Raw genomic sequence first — 5,619 nt, 5'->3', positions numbered from 1 at the left:
GGGGAATTCCAGGCCCATCTCGCGATAGCGGTCGGGATCGTCGCCCCAGTTCTCACGCACCTTGACGAACAGGAACAGATGCACCGGCACATCCAGGATCTGCATCAGCTCCTTGCGCGAATCCGCGCCGATCGACTTGATGGTGGCGCCGCCCTTGCCGAGCACGATCTTGCGCTGGCTTTCGCGCTCCACGAAGATGGTCTGCTCGATGCGCACCGACTTGTCCTTGCGCTCCTCCCACTTGTCGGTTTCGACCGTGGACTGGTAGGGCAATTCCTGATGCAGCTTTCGATAGATCTTCTCGCGCGTGATCTCGGCCGCCAGTTGTCGCATCGGCGCGTCCGACATCTGGTCCTCTGGATAGAGGAACGGGCCCGGCGGCACCATCTCGGCGAGCGTTTTGCGGATGTCGTCGACGCCGTCACCCGAGATCGCCGAGATCATGAAGGTCCGGACGAATTTCATGCGTTCGTTGGCGGCCTGGGCCAGCGCCAAGAGCTTCTCGCGCTGGACCAGGTCGACCTTGTTGATGACCAGGATCTTGTCGTGATTGACGCTGGCCGCCTTGGCGAGGATCGCCTCGGCCTCTTCGTCGATCCCGGTCTTGGCGTCGAGCAGCACGCAGACGAGATCGGCATCGTGCGCCCCGCTCCAGGCCGTCGAGACCATGGCGCGGTCGAGCCGGCGCTTGGGCAGGAAGATGCCGGGCGTGTCGACCAGAATGATTTGCGTGTTGTTCTCGATGACGATGCCGCGGATCAATGCGCGCGTGGTCTGCACCTTGCGCGAGACGATCGTAACCTTGGCCCCGACCAGCGCGTTGACCAGCGTGGACTTGCCGACATTCGGCGCGCCGATCAGCGCAACGAAACCGCAGCGTGTACCAGTGGGCGCCTCGCCGCTTGCTTCAGCCATCATTGCCGCCGCCAACGCCTTCGCGTTCGATCATCACCGACGCCGCCACCTTCTCGGCCGCGCGCTTGCTGCCGCCGACGCCTTCGGCCGGCTCCAGGCCCGGCAGGTCGACGGCGACGCGAAACTGCGGGTCGTGATGCGGACCGGTGCGCTCGACCTCGCGGTAGACCGGCGTCGGCAGCCCCTTTCCCTGCGCCCATTCCTGAAGCACGGTCTTGGGGTCGCGCAAGGGACGGCGCGGCTTGTGCATGCGCTCGGTCCAGTTGCGCCTGACGAATTCGGCCGCCGCGGCGTGGCCGCCGTCGAGGTAGACGGCGCCGATCACGGCCTCGCAGATGTCGCCGAGGATGGATTTGCGCAAGCGCGCATCGGCACTGGAGCCGACCGAGCCGAGCTTGATGTCGTCGAGCAGGCCGAGCGACTTGGCGACGTCGGCGCAGCTTTCCTTGCGCACGAGCTCGGCAAGGCGCTTGGACAGCTCGCCCTCGTCGGCGTTCGGGAAGGCGTGATAGAGCATGTCCGAGACGACGAGCCCGAGCACGTGGTCGCCGAGGAATTCGAGCCGTTGATAGCTGTCGCCGCGCTTGCGCCCCGACTTCAGCGCCGAGACATGCGTGATTGCCTGCAACAGCATGTTCGGGTCGGTGAAGCTGTAGCCGATGCGCGCCTCGAGCGCCGCGTTGGCGTCCGTGCCCTTGGCCTTGCTGCTCCGCGCCCGCTTCTTCTTGGCAGGCGTCCTCGGTGCAGCTTCGCTCTCGGGAGCGGCTTGCGCTTCGGCCGGTTGGATCGCGATGTCCTTGGCTTCGTCTTTCATCGGACGATTTTGAAGAAACGATTCCAGCGCACCGCCCAGGGCCAGCGCCAGAACATCCAGGCATGCTCGCCTTCGGCGATGGAGAAGAAGATCATCTGGGCGCGGCCGATCAGATTCTCCTGCGGCACATAACCGACCTGGCCCAGGAAGCGGCTGTCGGTGGAGTTGTCGCGGTTGTCACCCATCATGAAGAAGTGGCCCGGCGGCACGTTATAGACGTTGGTGTTGTCGACGTAGCCGTTGTCGGCACAGTCGAGCGTCTCGTAGGACACGCCGTTCGGCAGCGTTTCCTTCCAGCGCTTCACCCGGGAGATGCCGCCGCCTTCCGAGCCGCAGGGCTCCTCGCCGACATATTCGCTCATCCGCTGCCGCTCGACCGGCGTGTCGTTGATGTAGAGCAGCCCGTCCCGCATCTGGATGCGGTCGCCGGGAAGGCCGATCACGCGCTTGATGTAGTCGGTGGAATCGTCCTTCGGCAGGCGAAACACCACGATGTCGCCGCGTTGCGGGTCGGAGCCCCAGATCCGCCCGGAGAACAGCGGCGGCGAGAACGGGATCGAATAGTGGCTGTAGCCGTAGGAGAATTTCGACACGAACAGATAGTCGCCGACCAGCAGCGTCGCCTTCATCGAGCCCGAGGGGATGTTGAAGGGCTGGAACAGGAAGGTGCGGATCACGAGCGCAATCAGGAGTGCGTGGATCACGACCCGGATCGTTTCGCCGACGCCGCTCTCAGTTTTCGTTCCCGAAGTCACGCTCATTGCTCTCTCAATTCCGGCCGGCGGTCACAGAGCGCCCTCCTCCCGCGAACGACCTACCGGTCGCGGCCCAAGGAGATTGTCCTGATTCTGATAGTGAGGGCCAATTCCGGCGTAAAGCCGAATTCACCCATGCTGATTTGCGTCAGCGGACTTTTAGACGGTTGTCGGAGGTCACGCAATCAACGATCTCATGGAAACTTCGTAACACATTGATTTCATGAAATAATCACAAGACAATTGCAGCAAAGATCAGTCCTTGGGCCGCGGCACGGCGGAAATGATGACGAAGGCCTGCGCCAGCGGCCAGTCGTCCGTGATCGACAGGTCGATCCGGGCCTCGAACCCCTCCGGCGTCAGGGCCTGAAGCCGGGCCAGGGCGCCGCCGGTCAGTTGCATGGTCGGCCGCCCGCCCGGCAGGTTGACCACCCCCATGTCGCGCCACCAGACTCCGCGCCGGATGCCGGTGCCGAGCGCCTTGGAGCAGGCCTCCTTGGCGGCGAAGCGCTTGGCGTAGGTCGCCACCACCATCTTCTCGTTCTTCGCCCGCCGCTCCGCCTTGGCCCGCTCGGCCGCGGTGAAGATGCGATCGAGGAAGCGCTCGCCGTGTCGCTCGATCACCTTGGCGACGCGGGTGATGTCGATCAGGTCGGAGCCGATGCCGATGATCATGCCCGGCTCCGGCCGCGGTCCATGGCGGCGCGCATTTGGCGGACCGTCTCCGCCAGCCCCACGAACAACGCTTCGCCGATCATGTAGTAGCCGATGTTGAGCTCCATGATCTCGGGAAGCGCGGCGATCGCCTCCGCGGTCGCATAGTCGAGCCCGTGCCCGGCATGGACCTCCAGGCCGGCGGCTTTGGCCAGCTTCACCCCTGCCACGATCCGCCGCCATTCGGCCTCGGCCTTCTCGGTGTGGCCGTCGGTGACGGCGTCGCACCAGGCGCCGGTGTGGATCTCGATCACGGGCGCGCGCAGCCGCGCCGCCATCTCGATCTGGGCGGGATCGGCGGCGATGAACAGCGAGACCCGAATACCGGCCTCGCTCAGCCGACCGATATAGGGCGCCAGCGCATTGTGCTGGCCGACCACGTCCAGTCCCCCCTCGGTGGTCACTTCCTGCCGACGCTCGGGCACCAGGCACACGGCGTGCGGCTTGGTGGCAAGCGAGATGCGCATCATGTCGTCGGTCGCCGCCATCTCGAAATTGAGCGGCTTGGAGATCTCGGCCTTCAGCCGCGCCATGTCCTCGTCGCGGATGTGCCGGCGATCCTCGCGCAAATGGGCGGTGATGCCGTCGGCACCCGCCTCGATCGCCAGCAGCGCGGCGCGCACCGGATCGGGATGGCGGCCGCCGCGCGCATTCCGCACGGTTGCGACGTGATCGATGTTGACGCCGAGGCGAAGCTTCGAAGTGGGCATTTCAGGGCTCACGAAATCAGGGCGATAGACGCAGACGCAATGCGTTTATCCATTAACACGTTCGACTTTGGCGACGACTGCCTTTGCGCGCAACTGGGCCAGGATCGCGCTGAGGTGCTTCAGATCGTAGACTTCGAGATCGATCGTCGTCTCCGTGAAATCGGGCGAGCGGCGTTGCATGCTGATGTTGTCGATGTTGCCATCGTGCTCGGCGATCACGGTCGCGATCTGCGCCAGCGCGCCGGGCTCGTTGACGTTCTCCACCTTGATGCGGGCCGGGAAGCGCTGCGGCGCGGAGTCCTCGATGTCCCAGCGGACGTCGAGCCAGCGCTCCGGCTCCTCCTCGAAATCCTTCAACGCGGGCGACTGGATCGGATAGATCGTGATGCCCTCGCCCGGCGTGACGATGCCGACGATGCGATCCCCGGGCACGGCGCCGCCGTTCGGCGCGAACTTCACGGGAAGGTCGGAATTGATGCCGCGTATGGGGATCGCAACAGGGCTGCGCGGCGGTTCCGACGACTTCTCCTTGAGCTTGGCCGCCAGCCCCTTCTTGACACCGTAGCGCGCGATCCGCTCCTCCTTGTAGTCCGGGTACATCGCACGCGCGACGTGGGAGGCCTTGATCTCGCCGCGCCCCACCGCCGCCATGACGTCCTCGATCGAGGTGCGTGCAAGCCGCGGCAGCGCGCCCTTGAGCTTGTCGTCGGCGTATTCGATCTTGGCCCGCTCGAACAGGCGCTCGACGATGCGCCGGCCGAGGCCGACATATTGATCGCGCACCGCGGTGCGGGTGGCGCGGCGGATCGCGGCGCGCGCCTTGCCCGTGACGGCGAGCGTTTCCCAGGCCGACGGCGGCGCGGACTGCGCCTCCGAGGTCAGCACCTCGACCTCGTCGCCGTTCTGGAGCTCCGAGGACAGCGGCGCGAACTTGCCGTTGATCTTGCAGCCGACCGCGCTGTTGCCGACGTCGGTGTGCACCGCATAGGCGAAATCGATCACGTTGGCGTGGCGCGGCAGAGCGATCAGTTTGCCCTTCGGGGTGAAGCAGAACACCTGGTCGTGGAATAGCTCGAGCTTGGTGTGCTCGAGGAATTCCTCGGGATTGGCGCTCTCGGACAGGATGCCGATGGTGTGGCGCAGCCAGGCGAACGCATTGGATTCGCGCTTGAGGAATTCGGTCGGCGAACCCACGCCCTCCTTGTAGAAGACGTGCGCGGCGATGCCGCGTTCGGCGATCTGGTCCATCGCCTCGGTGCGGATCTGGAGCTCGACGCGCTGGTTGCCGGGGCCGATCACGGTGGTGTGGATCGAGCGATAGTCGTTCTGCTTCGGCGTCGAGATGTAGTCCTTGAAGCGCCCCGGCACGACCGGCCAGGTGGTGTGGACGATCCCGAGGGCGCGATAACAGGCCTCGATGTCGTTGACGACGAGGCGGAAGCCGAAGATGTCGGACAATTGCTCGAAGCCGACCGACTTTCGCTCCATCTTGGTCCAGATCGAGAACGGCTTCTTGCGGCGGCCATAGACCCGCGCCCCCAGGCCCCGGTGGCGCAGATTGTTGGAGAGCTGGTCCTCGATCTCGCCGATCAGATTGCGGTTGCGCTCGGCCAGTGCGTCGAGCCGCTGCATCACGACCGAATAGGCTTCGGGATCGAGGGTGCGGAAGGACAGATCCTCCAGCTCCTCGCGCATTTCCTGCATGCCCATG

The 5,619-nt window shown here is 65.1% G+C and carries 6 protein-coding genes; all 6 read right to left on the bottom strand.

The genetic code is table 11. From position 1 onward, the window contains the following. On the bottom strand, positions 1-918 hold a 918-nt coding region (era, locus tag JHD07_RS31370), incomplete at its 3' end, for a GTPase Era (protein ID WP_291629200.1). Then, on the bottom strand, positions 908-1,729 hold the full coding sequence (gene rnc, locus JHD07_RS31365) for a ribonuclease III (protein WP_291629198.1): 822 nt from the start codon (positions 1,727-1,729) through the stop codon (positions 908-910). The genes era and rnc, both read right to left, overlap by 11 nt. Continuing rightward, positions 1,726-2,490: a signal peptidase I gene (gene lepB / locus JHD07_RS31360; RefSeq protein ID WP_291629196.1), complete on the bottom strand. Its 765-nt coding sequence runs from the start codon at positions 2,488-2,490 to the stop codon at positions 1,726-1,728. The genes rnc and lepB overlap by 4 nt, the downstream gene beginning before the upstream one ends. A 249-nt stretch (positions 2,491-2,739) precedes the next feature. Further along, positions 2,740-3,159, bottom strand: a complete 420-nt coding sequence (gene acpS, locus JHD07_RS31355) for a holo-ACP synthase (protein ID WP_291629194.1) — start codon at positions 3,157-3,159, stop codon at positions 2,740-2,742. Beyond that, positions 3,156-3,908: a pyridoxine 5'-phosphate synthase gene (locus JHD07_RS31350; protein WP_291629192.1), complete on the bottom strand. Its 753-nt coding sequence runs from the start codon at positions 3,906-3,908 to the stop codon at positions 3,156-3,158. The genes acpS and JHD07_RS31350 overlap by 4 nt, the downstream gene beginning before the upstream one ends. A 45-nt stretch (positions 3,909-3,953) precedes the next feature. After that, a partial coding sequence (locus JHD07_RS31345; protein WP_291629190.1) for a RelA/SpoT AH/RIS domain-containing protein occupies positions 3,954-5,619 on the bottom strand: 1,666 nt, incomplete at its 5' end.

This window comes from Bradyrhizobium sp. (genome assembly GCF_016462955.1).
Taxonomy (GTDB): Bacteria; Pseudomonadota; Alphaproteobacteria; order Rhizobiales; family Xanthobacteraceae; genus Bradyrhizobium.
Note: the sequence above shows the minus strand (reverse complement) of the source record. Positions and strands in the feature narration are given on the sequence as shown.